Annotated in this window: 1 protein-coding gene; it reads right to left on the reverse strand. The window is 67.3% G+C overall.

The window, feature by feature from the left end; genetic code table 11:
• Positions 1–1,828, reverse strand: a 1,828-nt coding sequence (locus KIP88_RS45650; RefSeq protein WP_249791566.1) for a condensation domain-containing protein, incomplete at both ends; no start/stop codon positions are given.

Here is a 1,828-nt window from a genome sequence, read left to right on the forward strand (position 1 = left end):
AGGATACTCCGCCGCCGTCCGGTTCAGCTCCTCCAGCAGATACGCCCGCTCGTCGGCCGGCAGCAGCTCAATGCGCCCGACCTCTTGCCGCGCATCGGCAACCATCGCCTGCAGCAGCGCCAGCAGATAGCCTCGTTGCCGCTCGATTGTCGTCTGATCGAACAGCGCCGTAGCATAGCCCAGCGTTCCCGCGATGACCTCGCCATGCTCGCAAAGGTTCAGCTCCAGATCGAACTTGACCTGATCGAAGCCGTCTGCCGCCCCCTCCACACGCAGCCCAGGAAGGTCGAAGGCCGGGGCGGCGTTGTTCTGCCAGGCCAGCATCACCTGGAACAACGGCGTGTGATCAAGACGCCGTGGCGGCTGCACGATCTCCACCACCTGCTCAAACGGCAGGTCCTGATGCTCCTGCGCTCCCAAGGCCGTGCGCCGCGTCCGCGCTAACAGCTCCGACACGCTCGGCTCCCCCGACAGGTCAAGCCGAAGCGCCAGGGTGTTGACGAAGCAGCCGATCAGCTCTTCGACCTCGCGCCGACCGCGATTGGCGCTCGGCACCCCGATCACTATGTCGTCCTGCCCCGACAGACGCGACAGCACCGCCGCCCACGCCGCCAGCACCGTCATGAACAAGGTCGTGCCATGCCGCTGGCTCAGCCGCCTCAAGCCCCGCGTCAGATCCGCATCGATCACGACAGGCACCATGGCCCCGGCAAACGACTGCTCTGCCGGCCGCGGCCGGTCCGTCGGCAAGGCCAGACGGGCCGGCGCGCCAGATAGATTGTTGCGCCAATACTGCGCCTGGCTCTGCAGCCGTTCCCCTGTTAGCCACCGCCGCTGCCAGGCGGCATAGTCCGGATACTGGATCGCAAGCGGCGGCAGCGGATCGTCTTGTCCAGCCTCAAACGCCCGGTACAGCTGACTGAGTTCACGCGCCAACACGCCCAGCGACCAGCCATCCGAGACAATGTGATGCTGGGTCAGCAGCAAGACGTGCTCCTCGTCCGACATCCGGATCAACCGGCCGCGGATCAGCGGCCCCCGCGCCAAATCGAACGGCGTGCGCGCCTCTTCACGGCACAGCTCCAAAAGCGCGGCGTCCGCATCTCCCCGGGCGCGCAGATCATGCTCCGTGACGGGCAGCCCCGCATCCTTCGGCAGAACCTCGACCCGAGGCTCACCCTCTGAGGCGACAAAGACACTGCGCAGCGCCTCATGCCGTGCCAGCAACCGGTCAAGGCTGCGCTGCCAGACGCTGCGGTCGAGCGCACCTTGCAGCCGCCACGCCAGCGGCATGTGATAGCTCGTGCTGCCCTGATCCAGCTGCGCCAAAAACCACAGCCGCTGCTGCGCAAACGACAACACGAGCGGCGCATCACGCGACACGGCCACAATGGCCGGGAGGTCTTGCGGACCGCGGCGGCTCATCTCGACCACGCTTTCCGCCAGATCGGCCAGCACCGGTTTGGCAAACAGCCTCGTCAGCGGCAGTTCGACACCAACAGCCCGCGACAGCCGGCTCAAGAGCTGCACCGCCAGGAGCGAGTGGCCGCCGAGTTCGAAGAAGTGGTCGTGGCGTCCGACCCGCTCGACCCCGAGAAGCTCCGCCCAGATCTCTGCCAGCGCGGTCTCGATCTCGCCCTGCGGCGGCTCATAGGCGCGGCGCGCATAGGCCTCATCCTCAGGCATCGGCAGCGCCTTGCGGTCGAGCTTGCCGTTTGCCGTCAGCGGCAGCGCCGCCAGCCGCACGAACGCCGACGGCACCATGTAGTCCGGCAGCCGCGCACTCACATGCGCGCGCAAGGCGCCGGCAAGCTCGGCTCCATCCAGC

The organism is Bradyrhizobium sp. SRL28, assembly GCF_018596315.1.
Classification (GTDB): Bacteria; Pseudomonadota; Alphaproteobacteria; order Rhizobiales; family Xanthobacteraceae; genus Bradyrhizobium.